Source organism: Staphylococcus gallinarum, assembly GCF_029774255.1.
Classification (GTDB): Bacteria; Bacillota; Bacilli; order Staphylococcales; family Staphylococcaceae; genus Staphylococcus; species Staphylococcus gallinarum.
Window position 1 is genome coordinate 1,121,821 of sequence record NZ_CP069082.1, and the last position, 17,674, is coordinate 1,139,494.

The following is a 17,674-nucleotide window of genomic DNA, read 5'->3' on the forward strand; positions in this document are numbered from 1 at the left end:
TAGTGATGCGGGGGACTTATAATGACAGATATAATAATAGTCCATTCAAAATATGGCGATGCAACAAATCATTGGTACGAATGGTTAGCCAATAATTTAATATTAGAGGGGTATAATGTGACTTTATTCAATATACCGGTAGAAGATCGAGAAAATATGAATACTTGGGTTAAGCGAATGGAAGAGCAAATACAAGTACAAAAATATGAAACATATTTTGTAACTCACGGATACGGAACATTGGCAGCACTAAAATATATTGAAAAGACAGCGATTGGCAAGGTTGAAGGGTTATTCAGTATTTCAGGTTTCAAAGAGGATGCCCATGATATAGATGAAAATATAGAGTTAGATGTATCTATTGATTATAAAGATGTTAAGTCTAAAGTAGAACAATTTTATGGATTATGTGCAGTCGATGATAAATATGTTAACTATCAAGAAACAAAACGTTTGATGGATACATTAGGTGGTAGCTGTAAAATTACGAGCCATGGGGGACATTTTTTAGAATCTGATGGCTTTGACACTTTTAATGCGTTACAAATGAAAATGCAAGCTATAATGACGAAATAAAGTATTAATAAATATGAATAATTTTATAATCTGAAAAGAAAAAGTAACTCATTTCAATATAATATATGACGAAAAATAGCTTTGAACTAAAATGTCATGTTCATTTAAAGCTAAAAAATTAGAAAAAAATAGGGTTTTAATCCTTATTTACCAATAATTTTTGTATAAATAAGGAACTAAAAGTAAAAATATATTGTTATGTTCCTTTTTTACACAAAATACTTTCTTGAAGTTGTTGACTATACGCCGAAAACTTTATATACTAATAAAGTCTTAAGAGATAGACGCGATGTCCAAACGACAATTATCGCATTTAATATTTAATAAGTTATTAAGTGATTGTAAATTATTTTTAAAAAAGTGTTGACATTAACTTAACAAACATGATATATTAATTGGGTAGGCGTTATAAATAATATTAACGCGGGATGGAGCAGTTCGGTAGCTCGTCGGGCTCATAACCCGAAGGTCGGTGGTTCAAATCCGCCTCCCGCAATTACATAGTTTTTGGTCCCGTAGTGTAGCGGTTAACACGCCTGCCTGTCACGCAGGAGATCGCGGGTTCGATTCCCGTCGGGACCGCCATTACATATTATGGTTCAGTAGCTCAGTTGGTAGAGCAATGGATTGAAGCTCCATGTGTCGGCAGTTCGACTCTGTCCTGAACCATTACTGATTTTTGTGGCGGGTGTGGCGAAGTGGTTAACGCATCGGATTGTGGTTCCGACACCCGTGGGTTCGATTCCCATCATCCGCCCCATAATAATTTAATACGCGGGTGTAGTTTAATGGCAAAACCTCAGCCTTCCAAGCTGATGTTGTGGGTTCGATTCCCATCACCCGCTCCAATAATATTTATCCACAGTAGCTCAGTGGTAGAGCTATCGGCTGTTAACCGATCGGTCGTAGGTTCGAGTCCTACCTGTGGAGCCATGGCCCCGTGGTCAAGCGGTTAAGACACCGCCCTTTCACGGCGGTAACACGGGTTCGAGTCCCGTCGGGGTCATATAAACAGAAGTGAAATATCGCTTCTGTTTTTTTAATACAATGAAATGGAGAGTTGTCCGAGTTGGCCGAAGGAGCACGCCTGGAAAGTGTGTAGGCGCCACAAGCGTCTCGAGGGTTCGAATCCCTCACTCTCCGTACATAACCCTTGATGTGATAGGGTTTTAATAGGGCAAGTGTCAAATATGTGTCAAGAAAATAATTCTCTGACACGTTGACCTTGCTCTTTTTTATGTTCTTCCAATAAATGAGAATATGTGTTAAGCGTTATTGAAATGTTTGAGTGTCCTAATCGTTTGCTGATATATTCAATTGGTAACCCTTTAGAAACTTAATAAGATGTATGTGTGTGACTTAATGAATATGGGGTTACATTATCATCTTTTAATCCTATAACTTTCTTAGTATGTGAAAAAGACTTGTTAACCGCTGTATGACTTAATGAAAATAATTTGCCATCGATTCTACGAGGGAGATTAGATAGCTTAGAATTAATTAACATTATGTCTTTTTGATTCACTTCAACATCTCTATCTGAATTTTTAGTTTTCGTACCAGGCAAGTGAATTATCCCATTCCCTTTGTTTAGATCATCATAATTCATATTTATTGCATCGCTATATCTAGCCCCAGTAATTGATAATAGATATAAGAAAATATAGCTTTCTTCATCTCTGCTTTTAAAATAATCCAACATGTCTAAATAGTTTTTAATACTCATATATTTAAAGTGTTCATCTTTCGGTTTTACTGTCCCATTAATTGTTATATTAAAAGTTGGGTCTTTCTTTATATAACCATCATATACTGCCTCTCTTAAACAAGGTCCAATACAGCCATTTACTTTCCTAACTGTCTCATCAGAATAACCATTACCATATTTATTTAAAAACTTTTGGTATTCTATTCGCTTTATGTTTTTCAATAACATATTTTCTCCAAAATATTCAGTAAATAACTTTAAAGAACGTTCGTACCAGTAATATTGTTTAGGTGATAGACTTTTTTTATTTTTCATAACTAACCAATCTTTATAATAGGTTGAGAACGTTTTATTATCCTCGATTATATTGCCATCTTCTAAATCTCTAATTAATTGCTGTGCTGCATTCGTTGCCTCAGCTTTAGTTTTAAAACCAGACTTACGCTTTTTACCAGATTTAAAACTAGGGTGCTTAACATCATATTGCCATGATGTTGATGTTTTATTTTTACGTTTTGTAACTGTAAATGTTGCCATAATTATCAATTCCTCCTAAAAAAGATAAAAATATATAGGGCAGTAGGGACTGCCCGTGTGGTTGTTTTGTCAATTTTTTTGAAATTAATCCATTCTACTCAATAATAAAAGAGCAAGTTTCCCAGTTGTTCTTGCGTCATTCAATGCTTGATGTGAATCACCTTCATCTAATTCGAAATAGTTTTTCAAAGTTTCAAGTTTATGATTTGGAGTTTCATTTATAAGTTTTCTCGACGAAGTTAAAGTATCAAATACTCGGAATTTCTCATGATTTATATTGAAATCATGTAAATTTTTTAGTAGAAACTTCATATCAAACGGAGCGTTATGAGCAACGATTGTTTTTTGTTCTATGTAACTCAATAACTCTTTTAGGTGATAAATTGACAGTTTTGGTTTATTTTCTAAAAATTCATTTGTAATACCCGTTTTTCTCATCACCGTCTTTCCTACTGGTTTATCTGGCTTGAAATACTGTGTATGTTCATTTACTATTATTCCATCTTTGAATTCAACAATTCCATATTGAATGATTTCATTGATGTCATACTTTAATCCTGTTGTTTCAAAATCAAGCACAACAAAGTCTTTTGTTAATTTTTTGATTTTTGTATAATTTAAATCTAAAGGTTTCTCATGAATTGTATTTTCAGCTATTTTACTTGTAATAACTTCTTCAGAAATTTCTTGATTTTGTGACTTATTAATAATTTGATTCTCTTCAAGTTCCTGAATATAATCTTCTTTCAGTTTTAATTTCATATTTAACATATCTATATTTTTCTGCATCTTTTTTGATTCAGTCTCTACTATTTTCTCTTCTACAATAACTTTAGGTTGTTTAGATTTCTCGTTTTCAAGATCTTTACTTTTTTTCTTTAATTCTTTTTTAACATCATTCAGTTCTTTTTTTAGATTATTGTTTTCATTACGGAATTCATACAGTTTACTTTCTGTATTATCTGCATTTCGTAGTTTGGACTTTTCAATCTCAAGACTATTATTTTTGTCATCTAATTCCTTTTTAATACTATCTAGTTGCTTTTTTAATTTATCGTTCTCTACTTGGAAATTGTTTAAGTTACTATTATTATCTTCTAATTGGTGTTTTTGTTTTTTGTGTTTATTAAGTTTAAATAAGCAAAATATTATTATAGAAATAAAAAAGATTAACAATAACAAATCAACAACACCCAAACCATTCTCAATTATAATTGAGATACCACCAATTAACATAAATGCTGAAAATACTATGAATCCCCAATATAAACCCTTTTTCATTCCACATTGCTCCCATTCTCTAAGTTTTTATATTCAAACACACGTAGGGGAGAAAATTGTATTAGATAATCTCCACATAGTGTGGATAAACCATATTTCATTTTATAATGCTCAATACTTTGTTGTACAAAACATTTAGTAACCTCAAAAAAAATAGCCATTTCATATAATGAGTGATAGCCTTGTTTGAATGTATCAATTGTTCTAATAAGAGAAACTAGTAACTCCTATGCTCTTTTGCGAGCAAAACTCTCGAATTCTATATTGTTAAATTGTATTTGAACTATAATATCTCTTAATGCAAATTCATGATGGATACTTCTTATGATATTACCACATTCATTATCAAAATGGGCATTAATTTTATCTTGTTATGTAATTTTTCTTCAGTGATATCAGTTGGTAGCTAATTGTAAATGTTGTTAAAAAATATGGAGTAGGAAAGCTCAAATATAAAATAGGATATCTTGAAGGAGAGATAGAATCCAAAGGCGATAAAAAGGTATTAGTAACAAAGTATAGGAGAGCGGAAATTCTACTATGATAAATATTTTATATTCGACTAATGAATGATTTAAATTCTGTTTTTCAACTTCTAGTCTTATAGAAAGACCAGAGTCATTAGGATTATTAGAATGTTTTAATCCTGAATCTATATTTATATAGAAAACGATATCTTCTGTAATACTTTCGAATACTGTAAATGATATGTTAGGTTCATAAAAATAATTGTCTATCTCATTTAAGTCGCTTGCTTAATTATTTGATTTATTAATTTCATGAGAGAATACTACAAATTCATCATTAATAATTTTATTTTCATACGTAATTGTTAAATCGAAAATAACTGTTTTCAAATCATCTTCTACAATACTTTTTTTGGTTTAGGCAAAAAGAAACATTGATACTTTCATAATTTAAATTTGTTGAAGTTGATCATAAAAAAAGAACTGTTTGAAAGTTTTGGGATTATCTTAACTAATAGATCATATATAAAGACTGTATAACTTTATGTTTAAAAGATTGTATGGTATTAAAAAGTATATCATTTGTATATTTAAATATGGTATTATGTATAAGTTATTTTAACAATGAGGAGGTAAATGCTATGAAATCTCTGATAAAGAACCATTATAAAAATATTATTATATGTTTAATAGGAACATTTATAAATGCAATTGGAGTAAACGGCTTTTTATTAGGATCTGATTTAGGCGATGGTGGAACTGTTGGTATATCGTTAGCATTAAAATACTCACTTGGTTTTTCACCAGCATTAACATCATTAATTATAAATGTAATTCTAATTATAATTGGTTGGAAATATCTTAGTAAAACAGTTGCAATTTATACAGTTATTTCCAATACAGCACTATCATTATTTTTAGAATTAACGAAAAATGTTAATTTAGGTATTCATGATTTTGTTATTAATTCAGTATTTGGTGGAGCAATCATTGGTATAAGTGTTGGTTTTGTATTGTCTACAGGTAGTACAGTAGGTGGGCCAGCAGTAGTAGCTAGAATATTTAATAAATATTTTGGATTTAAAACGTCTAAGACTATTTTTTTATTAGATAGTCTAATTGTTTTGTCATTTTTAATTGTCTTGCCATTAAGAAATGTGTTATTTACGATTATAATGTTATTTATCACTGAAAGAGCAACGTCATTTATAATTGAAGGATTCAATCCTAAGAAGGCGGTAACTATAATTTCTGAAAAAAATGAAGTATTAGCAGATAAAATTAATAGTTTTACTGGGAGAGGAACTACTATTTTACCAAGTAAAGGCGGATACTCAAAAAATGAGTCAGGCATGCTTTATGTGGTTGTTCATCAATCACAAGTTACTAAAATAAAAAATTTAGTTTACCAAGAGGATGAAAAAGCATTTTTAGTTATACATGATGTTAGAGATGTACTAGGCAGCACATTTATAAATAATATTACATAAGGTGAAACGTTTATGATTAAGTTGATGTACCAATTGAAATTGATTTTAAAAATGGGTAATAACTGCAGTTAAAATTTTTCAAAACTCTTTTCATAAAAAAATCCTTGCTATTTTATCGATTGATTAGTCGATGAAATAGCAAGGATTTTTAAGTTTTAGAATGGATTTTAAGTTTATTACAAGAGATAACATTCTAAATCCATCTATAACTAATATGCTACGTTTAAATTCCTTTCTGTTCTAGCTATATGTCTATATCGATTAGTAGGAATTGGCCATGTAATATTTGTTATTGTTTAAATTGATAGTTAAAGAATGATATTATTTGATACTGTTGTTAATTATTTCTATATTGATCGTATACACCATTTTCAATTTTATTTTCTTCTTCTTGGATTTTTTCATAAACTTGATCAGCATTATCACCATCGTAATAACCATTTTCTATTGCATATTTTGTCTGCAGTTCAGCTGATGAGAGTCCGCCATTATATTTTTTTCTTAGTGCATTATAATACTCATCTTCTGTTTGTGCTGCATTTATCTCAGCATTTACATCGTAAGTATTTTGAGTTTGTGTGCTAGAATTTTTGTTATTACTATTTTCTGTATTATTTACTTGTTGTTGTGTGGCATTAGTTTGTTGATTAGTTTCTTGTTGTGTTTGATCGTTCTGTTGGTTGTTATTATTTGCGACTTCTTGTGAATTAGTGTTTTGGCTTATATTATTTGAATTATCACTGTCTTTATTTGATAAGCTTTCTTTGTCGTCTGTCTGTTGTTCTTTTTTCTTATCCTCATCTGACTTTTTATTAGTTTTCGTGTTGTTGTCTTTCTTTGTTTCTTTATTAGATGTTTTGGTTTCTTTATTAGATGTTTTGGTTTCTTTATTATTTTCAGATGTTGTTTTCTCGTCATTGTTACATGCCGCTAATATTAAGAAACTTGATAGTAGTAATATTGATATTTGTTTCATAATTATCTCCTTATTTTTATGTAATAACAATCCAAAAATTTTTTTAATATTATTAAGAAATCGACTTTCTAGTTTTTTTATTTAAATTACTAAGTATTTTACTATTATAAGTTTATTCAGCATCTCTATTGTCATATACTGATTCTTCTGTGCCGTTTTCAACTCTTAATGAACTTTCATATGCTGCGCTTGCTGGTCCTTCCATTACGTTACCTTGGGGGATAACTCCATTAGACACTGCGCTATTATATGCTTGGATTTTCTCTATTTCAGAATAATTACCATTAATAATTGTTTCTAAAGTATTTCTATCCGTAACATTTGAATTGTCGATATTTTGGCTTTGTGGTTGATTGGTTTGCGATTGTTCTGTTTGTGTTGTACTAGCTTGTTGTTCGTCTGTTGGTGTATTATTTTGAGTTTGATTCTGTTGATTTGTATTTTGGTCGTTATTTGTTTGTTGTTCAGAATTTTGATTTTCAGTGTTTGAAGTTTGCTCGTTATTGTTTTCTTTGTCTTTCTTTTTATCATTATTTTTCTTATGTTCATTATTAGAAGATTTGTTATCATTAGTATCATCTAATTTACTTTCTTCTTTGTGCGCACATGCAGTTAGAAGTAAAAAACTTGCTAAAAATAAAAATGATAATTTTTTCATTTTATCTCACTCCTTATCGTTTTCGCGTTAAATTATTATTATTGTAGTACATATAAAATTATAACAAAAAAGTTTGGTACAATTGGTAATTATTTTTAATTTTAACCTAATTCTATAATTAAATCATTTTGTGTTAGCTGATATTGCATGTTCTTTTTAAATGAAACTGACATAATAGAGGATAGTTATTTATTCGTATTAATGCATTTATAGTTTGTTGGAAAGAGGGGGTAGTGTGATGTTACGTAAGGTATCTAAAACAATGGATATTCCGTTTGAGTTATTGTTAACTGCGGATCCTTCCATGCAGCAACTTAAAAAATGTTTGTCTGAAGGTTGTTGTTACGTATTAACTGAAAATAGTGATATTATAGGAAGTTTTATTATTAAATCATCATTAGATAGTTTAGAAATCACAAATATTGCTGTTGTGGAAAGTAAACAAAATCAAGGAGTAGGGAAATATCTAGTTGATGCGATTTGCAAAGCTGCTGAGCAAAGGGGTTATAGGTCGATAAATGTAGCAACAGGCAATTCAAGTATTGGGCAATTGGCTTTTTATCAAAAGGCTGGATTTCGAATTGTAGCAGTTGAAATGAATTATTTTACAAATAATTATGAAGAGCCGATTTACGAAAATGGCATATTATGTAGAGATTTAATAAGATTAGTTAAGAAATTATAAGCTGATTTTACATTCAAGTAGCTATTTTTAGCTTTAGGTTTAAAAAAACTTTCTATGAATAATATTGTATGCTAAATTATATATATCATCAAAACCATTCATTAGGGAGTTGCAATTATTAGATGAATAACAAGACTTTAAAGTATGTAAGTATACTCTCAAATATCATGGGTTGGATTGCAAGTATGGGGATTTTGGTTACTTTAATTTTAAATTTCTATTATGAAACAAGTGAGAATGTATTGTTCAACATTGGTTTTGAAGTAACGGGGACATCACTGTTATGTCTCACAATCTTTTTCGTATTGCTTATGATAAGTACCTTTGGATCGTATATAACTAAAAAGTTAATTTAGGTATAACAACCTTTTAAATAATTAAAAGACCAATTGGATTCAGTTGGTCTTTTTTGCATGTTTAATTATAAAATTTTAAGGATTTAGACATGATGAATGCGTGGATAAAATATGCTATAACTGTGATTTAATTAAATAAATCACTAAAATAAATACAATTATGGACAAAACAAAAAGGCTAATTGAAAAAATTTTCATTGTTAGATGTTGTTTTTTAAATGCTTCGATTTCAAAATGCTCCATTGAATTAAAATCTAAAGAATTTTTATATTGGTGCTGATTAATAAAACCATAACAACTGGTAATTAATAAAAATAGTGAAACACAACTCATAATGATGATGAAATAAACCATATAAATTCTCCTAACGTTCCGCAATTAAAATAATGATGTAAATATAGATAATGTATTAAGTCGCACCATGCATTGCTTATTACAAATTATTATAATTAATATATTGCGCTAAATCAAAATCATTGTCATATCTTTAAGAAGATTTTTTGTTAACTAAGTAATTGCCCCAAATAGCTTGTTTATGTACATGTATTAGAAGTATTTTAGTCGGAATGTATTTGTCTATACTAACAAATTGAATTACTTTTGATTTAAGAAATAACGATATTGTGTTTTTATAAAACTTTGAATGATTTAAGTATTTTCTGTAAAAAATAAACACTAGCCTATTGTATGATTAGCTAGTGTTTAAAATTTCAGTATTTTTACATTATTTATTTAAGTGATCAATGGCATATTGTGCTTCTTCTTGGGTGAATTTCTCGCCATAGCTAGATGTGAGTTGGTCATAGATAGCATCGTTAGACATATCTTGTGAATCTGCATAATCTTTTGCTTTTTTTACAGCATTTTCTTTGTAATTTGCTTTGAGATGATCAATAGAATACTGTGCGTCATTACTATTGAATTTTTCTCCGTAACTCGAAGTAAGCTGTTCGTATATACCTTGCTTAGACATATGCATCGTATCGGAATATGTTTTTGCTTTATTTAAAGCTGCTTTTTCCTGTCTTGTAGCATTGCTATCGTTTTCTATTTGGGCACCATCATCAGAAGAACCATTGTTGTTTACGACAACAGAAGAAAATATAGCAATGGCTATAATAGTTATAATAATTAGTAATAAACAACCGCCACATCCACCGAGGATACCCCATAACCATTTTCGGCTTTTTTTCTTATTCTGTTGCGCTTGATATGCTTCCCATTGTTGTTGGTGATGCGTATTGTCGTATTGTCTATTTTGGTCTGGATTTTGTTTGTGAGAGGGCTGTGTATCTTTATCTCCTGTCATTATATAATCTCCTTAATAATTTTATTTTTAAAATGCAGACAACATTTTAATCTTATAAATACATTGTACAACAATACAGTTTGGAGTATTACTGTTTTTTTAAAAATAGTAATAATTAAATATTTGATATCAATAAGTAATGGGATTTTTAGAAACATGAATAGTCATGTAAATTAGTTAAAAATAGTAAATTTTATGTTGATTTAAATAATTAACAACAAGTGTATATCTAAATATGCTGTGTAATGAATTTCAACGACAAAGCAAAAATTGAAACTGATACCCTGTTAATTAATATAAAACGCGTTATAATGAATGATGAGATGGAGGAATGTTAGCGTGAAATTTTGGTTGGAACAACAAGCAGAAATAAATGGAGATGGATGTTTTTTAGATGATGGAGTAAATCAAGTTACCTTTAAGGATGCATATCAGTATGTAACGAGACTGGGTTATGTGTTAGCAAAATACGATCCTAAGAGGGTGGGACTTTATATAGATAATACCATCAAATCAGCTTTGTTAATCAATGCCTGTTGGGCGGCTGGTATTGAAGTTGCATTGTTGAATACGAGATTAACGCAACAAGAAATGATGGCTCAAATGTCTTCAATAAATGTTAAATATATTATTGCGACACATGAATTGTCATTATTGGACTTTAAAATTATACAGTTAGCAGAACTTGAGTCTAACATGTCAGATCAACAAATTGTACCTCACTTTTCATTAGAAAGTATTGCTTCTATTATGTTTACCTCTGGTACGACTGGACCTCAAAAAGCAGTACCACAAACATTTGCCAATCATTTTGCGAGTGCACTTAGTTGCAAGGAAAGTTTGGGGTTTGACGAACAAACGAAATGGTTGTCTGTGTTACCAATCTATCATATATCAGGGTTAAGTGTACTATTAAGAGCGATGATTTCAGGTTTTACTGTGCGTCTTGTACAAAAATTTGATGCTGCGCAAATGCTCGATATTATTGTGAACGAACGACCTACACATGTCTCATTAGTACCACAAACGTTGAAGTGGCTAATGGATAGTGGTTTGACCAAGCCGTTTAATATCAAGCGTATCTTATTAGGTGGTGCTAAATTATCTAGCGCATTAATTGAAGAGGCATTAGCTTATAATTTACCAATATATAATTCATTTGGCATGACAGAAACTTGTTCTCAATTTCTAACAGCGTCACCTGAAATGTTAAGTGAGCGATTTGATACTGTTGGAAAGCCAAGCTCTAATGTCGCAGTGAAAATTAAAGACCCAGATCATAATGGTCATGGTGAGCTACTAATTAAAGGTGGTAACGTGATGAATGGGTATTTATATCCCCAAAATACTGCAGGTAGCTTTGATTCAGAAGGCTATTTTAAAACGGGTGATATTGCAGAAATTAATAGCGAAGGTTATGTAATGGTATATGATCGACGTAAGGATTTGATCATTAGTGGTGGTGAAAATATTTATCCATATCAAATAGAATCAATTGCCAAACAATATACAACAATAGAAGATGCATTATGTATCGGTATTAAAGATGATGTTTGGGGCGAGGTGCCATGTCTTTATTATGTGGCTCAAGAGGAGATTCAAGAACTTGATTTAAAAGATTACTTAGAACAACATTTAGCAAAATATAAAGTACCTAAAGTATATAGACGAGTTCAAGCATTGCCATATACATCTACTGGCAAATTGCAAAGAAATCAATTTAAATCATAGCTAGGAGTTTTCTTATGAAATTGATTGAGATGAAACTATTTGAATATCAAACACATTTTAAACATCCTGTGATAACACCCAAAGTCAAATTAGACTATAGAAAATCATTATTTGTGAGTCTAAAGATGAGTAATGGTAAAGCGTATTATGGTGAGTGCAATGCATTTGAAACAAACTGGTATGATGATGAAACAATATCAGACGTCTTATCTCAAGTTAAATATTGGTATAAAACTTATCAAGGACAGACCTTTGATTCAATGCAAACCGTTCAAGCATCCTTGGAAGGATTGGAAGGTTATCCTGCAACAAGAAGTATGTTAGTGATGGCGTTTTATCAAATGTTCTATAAACTAGAACAATTTAATGTGCCTTATGGTGCGACTGTGAGCGGTTTAACAGATAGTAATTTACTACAATTGAGAGAGACTGAGCCCCAAAGAGTTAAACTTAAATGGTCTGATAATATATTGAATGATGTTCAAAAGGTTCAAGCTTTACCATTTAATTTACAGATAGCTATTGATGCTAACGAAAGTTTAACGGATAATGAACGAGATAAATTGCAGATTTTAAGTGAATCGGACATTCTTTATTTGGAGGAACCATTCGCAACGTTGGACCAATTAATGGCATATGACACTAATACGATTCCCACTGTAGCGATTGATGAAAAAGCGACATCGAAAGCAAATATAATAGATGCATTACATCGATATAATGTCGAGGTTATCATTGTCAAACCGTTTAGGTTAGGTGGTATTGATCGCGTAATCGAATTAATTGATGTTATTAAACAATATGGTGGTAAAGTGGTTATAGGTGGCATGTATGAATATGGATTAAGTCGCTATTTTACAGCGATGGTTGCTCAATGGGCAGATTTTCCAAGTGATATTACACCAGCTGGATATTACTTTGAGCAAGATGTGGTTGCAAATTCAGGCATATTAAAAGGAGGTTCTATTCAATTTGAACCTCCAACAGTACTGACATCAAGACTTAAACGTATATATTAATCTTTAGTTGACTTATTCTTCTTTAACGGAACTGGATCGAATCCGCCTTTATGCAGTGGATGGCATTTCAGTATGCGTTTGATTCCTAGCCATGTACCTTTAAATGGACCATAAACAACGATTGCTTCGCGTGTGTATTCAGAACAAGTAGGATAGAATCTACACGTTGCTGGTGTCACGGGTGAAATATAATGTTGATAAATATAAATGAGTCCAAGGAAAATTTTTTTCATATAATTAGCCTCCAACTAAAATCATAGCATTGTTAGTTTAACATAGAAAGAGGAAGAGTGATGAGCGTGAAGTTTAAAGATAAAGAAAATGATAATGTATATTTAACGTATAAAGACGATTCAGATATTCCTGACGGTGAACACGTTCTAATCATTCCGAACTATCAAGGGAAATTATTATTCACACAACATAAAGTAAGAGGTATTGAATTTCCGGGAGGCAAGGTTGAACCTGGGGAAACCAGTTTAGTTGCTGCAAAAAGGGAATTGTTTGAAGAAACTGGTGGTGTTGGAGAAACATTTCATTATATTGCCCAATATTATGTAGAAAGAACTTGCGGTAAAAGATTTACTAAAGATGTGTTTATGGTCACCGTAGATGTCTTAGAGCAACAGTTAAATTATTATGAAACGCATGGCCCTTTATGCTTTAATGATGTTTCAGAAGTACCGAGCAACAAAAAGAGCTATTTATTGAAAGATGCAGCAATTTTACAATGCTTAGAAAGAGTGATGGAAATTGGCTTTTATAAATCATAAGCGCATGCCAGTCGAGAGTTTAGATCATATATTTGAAGAGGTTACGTACTTGGTTGATAATTTAAAGGTTCGTGGACTGATGATGCGACCAACACGTACTGTGAAACGCATAGTTATATATTTGCGCGGAGGTAAAGGACAGGTAGGGATGGTCCGTACAGGACGTTTGATGCAATTTTCTGATGCGCACACTTTAGTATTTGGTCCTTATTATCGTGGCAATAATGGTAGTGAAGGTAAAGATGAATTTTATGGCGGTGATTTGGATGATGTATGCGTTGCTGTTCGAATACTACATGACATGTATCCTGATGCACCAATACATATGGTTGGTTTTTCTAGGGGTGGCTTACAAGGTTTATTAACTTTCCAAGCATTGCCAGTTTCAAGCTTTATCATTTGGGGTGGCGTGTCGAATATACATTTAATGTATGAAGAACGTGTTGATTTAAGAGGAATGTTACGCAGAATGATTGGTCACCCAAAGAAAGATTATGCTGCTTATGCTAAGCGAGATGCATTGACATCAATAAACTCAGAGTGTCCGCCCATCTTCATTGTGCATGGTGGCAAGGATAAACAAGTAGGTATACATCAAGCATATCATTTAGAATGTAAATTGTCTGAAAGAAACGTGACATTTCGTACATTTTATCAAATGGATGAAGGTCATGTACCAAGACCGCCTGCAATTAAACATGCATTAAACGCTGTTAAGCAGTGGATGACGGATGTTGAAAATAATTGTATTCAGCAACACTACATTTAATATAATCGTCTTCTAAAATGAGTTGGAATATAATAGCCTGAATGTTTAAAAATATATTTATTTTTGTTAATTTATATAAAAAAAGACCGTGTGTTAGGCACACGGTCTTTTTTGGTATTATTTAAATCCACCATTTTTTGCTAGGTCAGATACTTCTTCACCAAACTTTTCAAAATTACGTTTGAAGCGGTCGATTAAATCTTGAGCTTGCGCTTTGTATTCATCTGATTTGCTCCAAGCGTTAATTGGGTTTAATAATGTTTGAGGTACATCTTCGACATGAATTGGAATATTTAATCCGATCATATCATCTTTAATGTATTCAGCATCTTTAAGTTTACCTGTAATGGCTTGGTTTACCATTTGTCTAGTGTAGTTTAAGCTGATTCTTCTACCAACACCATATTTACCACCAGTCCAACCAGTGTTTACGAGATAGACATCAACATCATGTTTATCGATTAGGTCTCCGAGTAAATCTGCATATACCTTTGCATTTAATGGCAAGAAAGGTGAGCCGAAGCATGTTGAGAATGATGGTTCAGGTTCTGTAACGCCACGTTCAGTACCTGCTAATTTAGCAGTGAACCCACTTAAGAAATGATACATTGCTTGATCTTTAGATAATTTGGAAATTGGAGGTAATACACCAAATGCATCTGCAGTTAAGAATATAATTGTATTAGGATGTGCAGCTTTTGATGGTGTTACAATGTTATCAATATGATTGATAGGGTATGCAGCACGTGTATTCTCTGTGTATTTATTATCATCGAAATCTACATCACCGTCTTCATCAACGACAACGTTTTCTAAAATTGTTCCATACTGGATAGCGTCGTAAATTTGTGGTTCCTTTTTATATGAAAGGTTAATTGCTTTTGCATAACAACCACCTTCAATATTGAAGATTCCGTTGTCATTCCATCCGTGCTCATCATCACCAATTAATTTACGTGTAGGATCTGCGGATAACGTTGTTTTACCTGTTCCTGAAAGACCGAAGAATAGTGCAACATCGCCTTTTTCGCCGACGTTAGCAGAGCAATGCATACTCATAATATTATCTTTCGGCAACAGGTAATTCATTACAGAGAAAATACCTTTTTTCATTTCACCTGCATATTCAGTACCACCGATTAAAATAACTTTGTGTTTAAATGAAGTAATGATAAATGTTTCAGAATTTGTACCATCTACTTCTGGATTAGCTTTAAAATGTGGCGCTGACACGATTGTGAAATTAGCTTTAATTTCTTGTGCTTCTTCTTTAGATTTTGGACGTATAAACATGTTTTGGGCGAATAAATTATGCCAAGCAAGTTCATTGATTACTGTTAACTTTAACTGTGATTCTTCGTCACTACCTGCATAACCATTAAAGACATAAAGTTCGTCCTTTTGATCTAGGTATTCAAGAACTTTGTCATATAATTTTAAAAATGTTTCCTCTTCGATAGGTTGGTTGATATTACCCCAATCGATAGAATCTCTATAAGATGGTTCTGTCACGATGAATTTGTCTTTAGGTGAACGTCCAGTATATTTACCAGTCTTTGCATTAATTGCTCCAAGTTCTGTTAATTCACCCTCACCATTATTTAAAATCTTGTTATACAATTGTGTTGTAGAAAGTTGGAATAATGATGACGTTTTGCCCAAAATGTTTTCGATTTTATTAGTGTATGTGTATGTATCTACAGCCATACTCAATCCCTCCAAAGTTATTTTTAATTGTAAGCCTTTACAATTAAAAAGTATAACACATATGATTTATTAGTACACATCATTTTAAAGGGAATTTAAAATTTATATTAATAAATGTTAAATTGACATTATTACTTAACTTCGGTACTATAGTCATTAACGGATTCTCTTATCCTGAGAGGTGGAGGGACATGGACCCAATGAAGCCCAGCAACCTCTTCTTAATACGAAGAAAGGTGCCAAACCGTTTGCAGACAAATACCGTCTGAACGATAAGAGCGAATGGACGTATTAGGGCCTTCTCTCTATTTAATATAGTGAAAGGGCCCTTTTTTAATGAGCTCACAGTATAGAGAATATTCGTAATTTAAAACTAAAGGAGCAAATTATGACTTATAATAGAAGATTATTCACATCAGAATCTGTAACAGAAGGACATCCAGATAAAATTGCCGACCAAGTTTCAGATGCGATTTTAGATGAAATATTAAAGGATGACCCAAATGCACGTGTAGCTTGTGAAACGACAGTTACGACTGGTATGGCGTTAATTTCAGGTGAAATATCAACAACTACTTATGTTGATATTCCTAAGGTAGTAAGAGAGACAATTAAAGAGATTGGCTATACGCGTGCTAAATTTGGTTATGATAGTCAAACAATGGCAGTATTAACAGCGATAGACGAACAATCACCTGACATCGCTCAAGGTGTGGATACCGCATTAGAATATCGCGATGATTTATCTGAGGCTGAAATAGAGGCGACAGGTGCCGGAGACCAAGGCTTAATGTTTGGCTATGCAACAAATGAAACAGATACTTATATGCCATTGCCAATTTTCTTATCTCATCAATTATCTAAACGTTTATCAGACGTAAGGAAGGATGGCATATTAGACTATCTTCGCCCAGATGGTAAAGTGCAAGTAACTGTTGAATATGATGAACATGATAAACCAAGCCGTATTGACACAATTGTAGTTTCTACGCAACATGCTGAAGATATTGAATTAGAACAAATTCAAAATGATATTAAAGAGCACGTTATTTATCCAACAGTTCAAAAAGATTTACTAGATGAACAAACAAAATTCTACATCAATCCTACTGGTCGATTTGTAATTGGTGGACCTCAAGGAGATGCGGGCTTAACAGGTCGTAAGATTATTGTAGATACGTATGGCGGATATGCACGCCATGGTGGTGGATGCTTTAGTGGTAAGGATCCTACAAAAGTTGACCGTTCAGCAGCATATGCAGCACGTTATGTAGCTAAGAACATTGTTGCAGCAGGATTAGCTGATAAATGTGAAGTGCAACTTGCTTACGCAATTGGTGTTGCAGAGCCAGTTTCTATATCAATCGATACATTTGGTACAGGCAAAGTGAATGAAAGTGTGTTAGTTGAAGCGGTTAGAACTCACTTTGATTTAAGACCGGCAGGAATTATAAAAATGTTAGATTTAAAACATCCTATTTATAAACAAACTGCAGCATATGGTCATTTTGGTCGTACGGATGTGTTGTTACCATGGGAGAAACTTGATAAAGTCAACTTATTGAAAGATTCTGTACAAGCATAATAAATTGCCTTAAGTGTAGAGTTTACACTCGAATAAACAGATGATTT

General features: G+C 31.9%; 14 protein-coding genes, 8 tRNA genes, 1 pseudogene and 1 riboswitch. Of the genes and pseudogenes, 16 read left to right on the top strand and 7 right to left on the bottom strand.

Annotated elements, in window-relative coordinates:
- Nucleotides 1–21: 21 nt before the first annotated feature.
- From JN168_RS05235 to JN168_RS05275, 9 genes are all read left to right on the top strand, one after another.
- Nucleotides 22–576 carry an RBBP9/YdeN family alpha/beta hydrolase gene (locus JN168_RS05235; RefSeq protein ID WP_042740039.1) on the top strand — a complete coding sequence of 185 codons (555 nt, stop codon included), beginning with the start codon at nucleotides 22–24 and terminating at the stop codon, nucleotides 574–576.
- A gap of 422 nt (nucleotides 577–998) precedes the next feature.
- Nucleotides 999–1,072, top strand: a tRNA-Met gene (locus tag JN168_RS05240).
- Nucleotides 1,073–1,085: 13 nt separating this feature from the next.
- Nucleotides 1,086–1,161 (top strand) — tRNA-Asp (locus JN168_RS05245).
- A gap of 11 nt (nucleotides 1,162–1,172) precedes the next feature.
- Nucleotides 1,173–1,245: transfer RNA gene (locus tag JN168_RS05250), tRNA-Phe, on the top strand.
- Nucleotides 1,246–1,260: 15 nt separating this feature from the next.
- Nucleotides 1,261–1,336, top strand: a tRNA-His gene (locus tag JN168_RS05255).
- Between the two features lie 14 nt (nucleotides 1,337–1,350).
- Nucleotides 1,351–1,424, top strand: a tRNA-Gly gene (locus tag JN168_RS05260).
- Nucleotides 1,425–1,434: 10 nt separating this feature from the next.
- Nucleotides 1,435–1,509 (top strand) — tRNA-Asn (locus JN168_RS05265).
- A gap of 1 nt (nucleotide 1,510) precedes the next feature.
- A tRNA-Glu gene (locus JN168_RS05270) sits at nucleotides 1,511–1,582 on the top strand.
- A 48-nt stretch (nucleotides 1,583–1,630) separates the two neighbouring features.
- A tRNA-Ser gene (locus tag JN168_RS05275) sits at nucleotides 1,631–1,719 on the top strand.
- A 52-nt stretch (nucleotides 1,720–1,771) separates the two neighbouring features.
- Here JN168_RS05275 and JN168_RS05280 read toward each other — a convergent pair.
- Together JN168_RS05280 and JN168_RS05285 are read right to left on the bottom strand one after the other, a co-directional pair.
- Nucleotides 1,772–2,821: pseudogene (locus JN168_RS05280) on the bottom strand (tyrosine-type recombinase/integrase).
- A gap of 84 nt (nucleotides 2,822–2,905) precedes the next feature.
- A complete protein-coding gene (locus tag JN168_RS05285; protein ID WP_052495417.1) occupies nucleotides 2,906–4,102 on the bottom strand; it encodes a 3'-5' exonuclease in 1,197 nt (398 codons plus the stop codon).
- 1,108 nt (nucleotides 4,103–5,210) lie between these two features.
- On the opposite strand from JN168_RS05285, the gene JN168_RS05290 reads away from it, so the two are divergent.
- The gene (locus tag JN168_RS05290) at nucleotides 5,211–6,059 is read left to right on the top strand and encodes a YitT family protein (RefSeq protein ID WP_042738349.1); all 849 of its coding nucleotides are present in this window, start codon (nucleotides 5,211–5,213) and stop codon (nucleotides 6,057–6,059) included.
- A 337-nt stretch (nucleotides 6,060–6,396) separates the two neighbouring features.
- Here JN168_RS05290 and JN168_RS05295 read toward each other — a convergent pair whose 3' ends face one another.
- Nucleotides 6,397–7,035, bottom strand: a complete 639-nt coding sequence (locus JN168_RS05295) for a hypothetical protein (RefSeq protein ID WP_279526214.1) — start codon at nucleotides 7,033–7,035, stop codon at nucleotides 6,397–6,399.
- A gap of 112 nt (nucleotides 7,036–7,147) precedes the next feature.
- Entirely contained in the window at nucleotides 7,148–7,693 is a 546-nt protein-coding gene (locus tag JN168_RS05300) for a hypothetical protein (RefSeq protein WP_119198912.1), read from the bottom strand.
- Nucleotides 7,694–7,931: 238 nt separating this feature from the next.
- Between JN168_RS05300 and JN168_RS05305 the strand changes: the two genes are divergently transcribed.
- Nucleotides 7,932–8,378: a GNAT family N-acetyltransferase gene (locus JN168_RS05305; protein ID WP_042738351.1), complete on the top strand. Its 447-nt coding sequence runs from the start codon at nucleotides 7,932–7,934 to the stop codon at nucleotides 8,376–8,378.
- Between the two features lie 1,080 nt (nucleotides 8,379–9,458).
- Here the strand turns inward: JN168_RS05305 and JN168_RS05310 are convergent.
- Complete coding sequence (locus tag JN168_RS05310) at nucleotides 9,459–10,043, bottom strand: Ltp family lipoprotein (protein ID WP_279526215.1); 585 nt, start codon at nucleotides 10,041–10,043, stop codon at nucleotides 9,459–9,461.
- Nucleotides 10,044–10,382: 339 nt separating this feature from the next.
- On the opposite strand from JN168_RS05310, the gene menE reads away from it, so the two are divergent.
- Together menE and menC are read left to right on the top strand one after the other, a co-directional pair.
- The gene (gene menE / locus JN168_RS05315; protein ID WP_182475099.1) at nucleotides 10,383–11,774 is read left to right on the top strand and encodes an o-succinylbenzoate--CoA ligase; all 1,392 of its coding nucleotides are present in this window, start codon (nucleotides 10,383–10,385) and stop codon (nucleotides 11,772–11,774) included.
- Nucleotides 11,775–11,788: 14 nt separating this feature from the next.
- Nucleotides 11,789–12,793: an o-succinylbenzoate synthase gene (gene menC / locus JN168_RS05320; protein WP_042738355.1), complete on the top strand. Its 1,005-nt coding sequence runs from the start codon at nucleotides 11,789–11,791 to the stop codon at nucleotides 12,791–12,793.
- Here the strand turns inward: menC and yidD are convergent.
- A complete protein-coding gene (gene yidD / locus JN168_RS05325; RefSeq protein ID WP_107513312.1) occupies nucleotides 12,790–13,026 on the bottom strand; it encodes a membrane protein insertion efficiency factor YidD in 237 nt (78 codons plus the stop codon). The genes menC and yidD overlap by 4 nt on opposite strands.
- A 60-nt stretch (nucleotides 13,027–13,086) precedes the next feature.
- Between yidD and ytkD the strand changes: the two genes are divergently transcribed.
- Both ytkD and JN168_RS05335 read left to right on the top strand, forming a co-directional pair.
- Entirely contained in the window at nucleotides 13,087–13,566 is a 480-nt protein-coding gene (gene ytkD, locus JN168_RS05330) for an RNA deprotection pyrophosphohydrolase (protein ID WP_042738357.1), read from the top strand.
- Nucleotides 13,547–14,335, top strand: a complete 789-nt coding sequence (locus JN168_RS05335; RefSeq protein ID WP_186823862.1) for an alpha/beta hydrolase family protein — start codon at nucleotides 13,547–13,549, stop codon at nucleotides 14,333–14,335. Before ytkD ends, JN168_RS05335 begins: the two co-directional genes overlap by 20 nt.
- 117 nt (nucleotides 14,336–14,452) lie before the next feature.
- Here JN168_RS05335 and pckA read toward each other — a convergent pair whose 3' ends face one another.
- Nucleotides 14,453–16,042, bottom strand: a complete 1,590-nt coding sequence (gene pckA, locus JN168_RS05340; protein WP_279526216.1) for a phosphoenolpyruvate carboxykinase (ATP) — start codon at nucleotides 16,040–16,042, stop codon at nucleotides 14,453–14,455.
- A 166-nt stretch (nucleotides 16,043–16,208) separates the two neighbouring features.
- Nucleotides 16,209–16,321: riboswitch (SAM riboswitch) on the top strand.
- Between the two features lie 109 nt (nucleotides 16,322–16,430).
- Between pckA and metK the strand changes: the two genes are divergently transcribed.
- Nucleotides 16,431–17,627: a methionine adenosyltransferase gene (gene metK / locus JN168_RS05345; RefSeq protein ID WP_107513098.1), complete on the top strand. Its 1,197-nt coding sequence runs from the start codon at nucleotides 16,431–16,433 to the stop codon at nucleotides 17,625–17,627.
- Nucleotides 17,628–17,674: the final 47 nt, after the last annotated feature.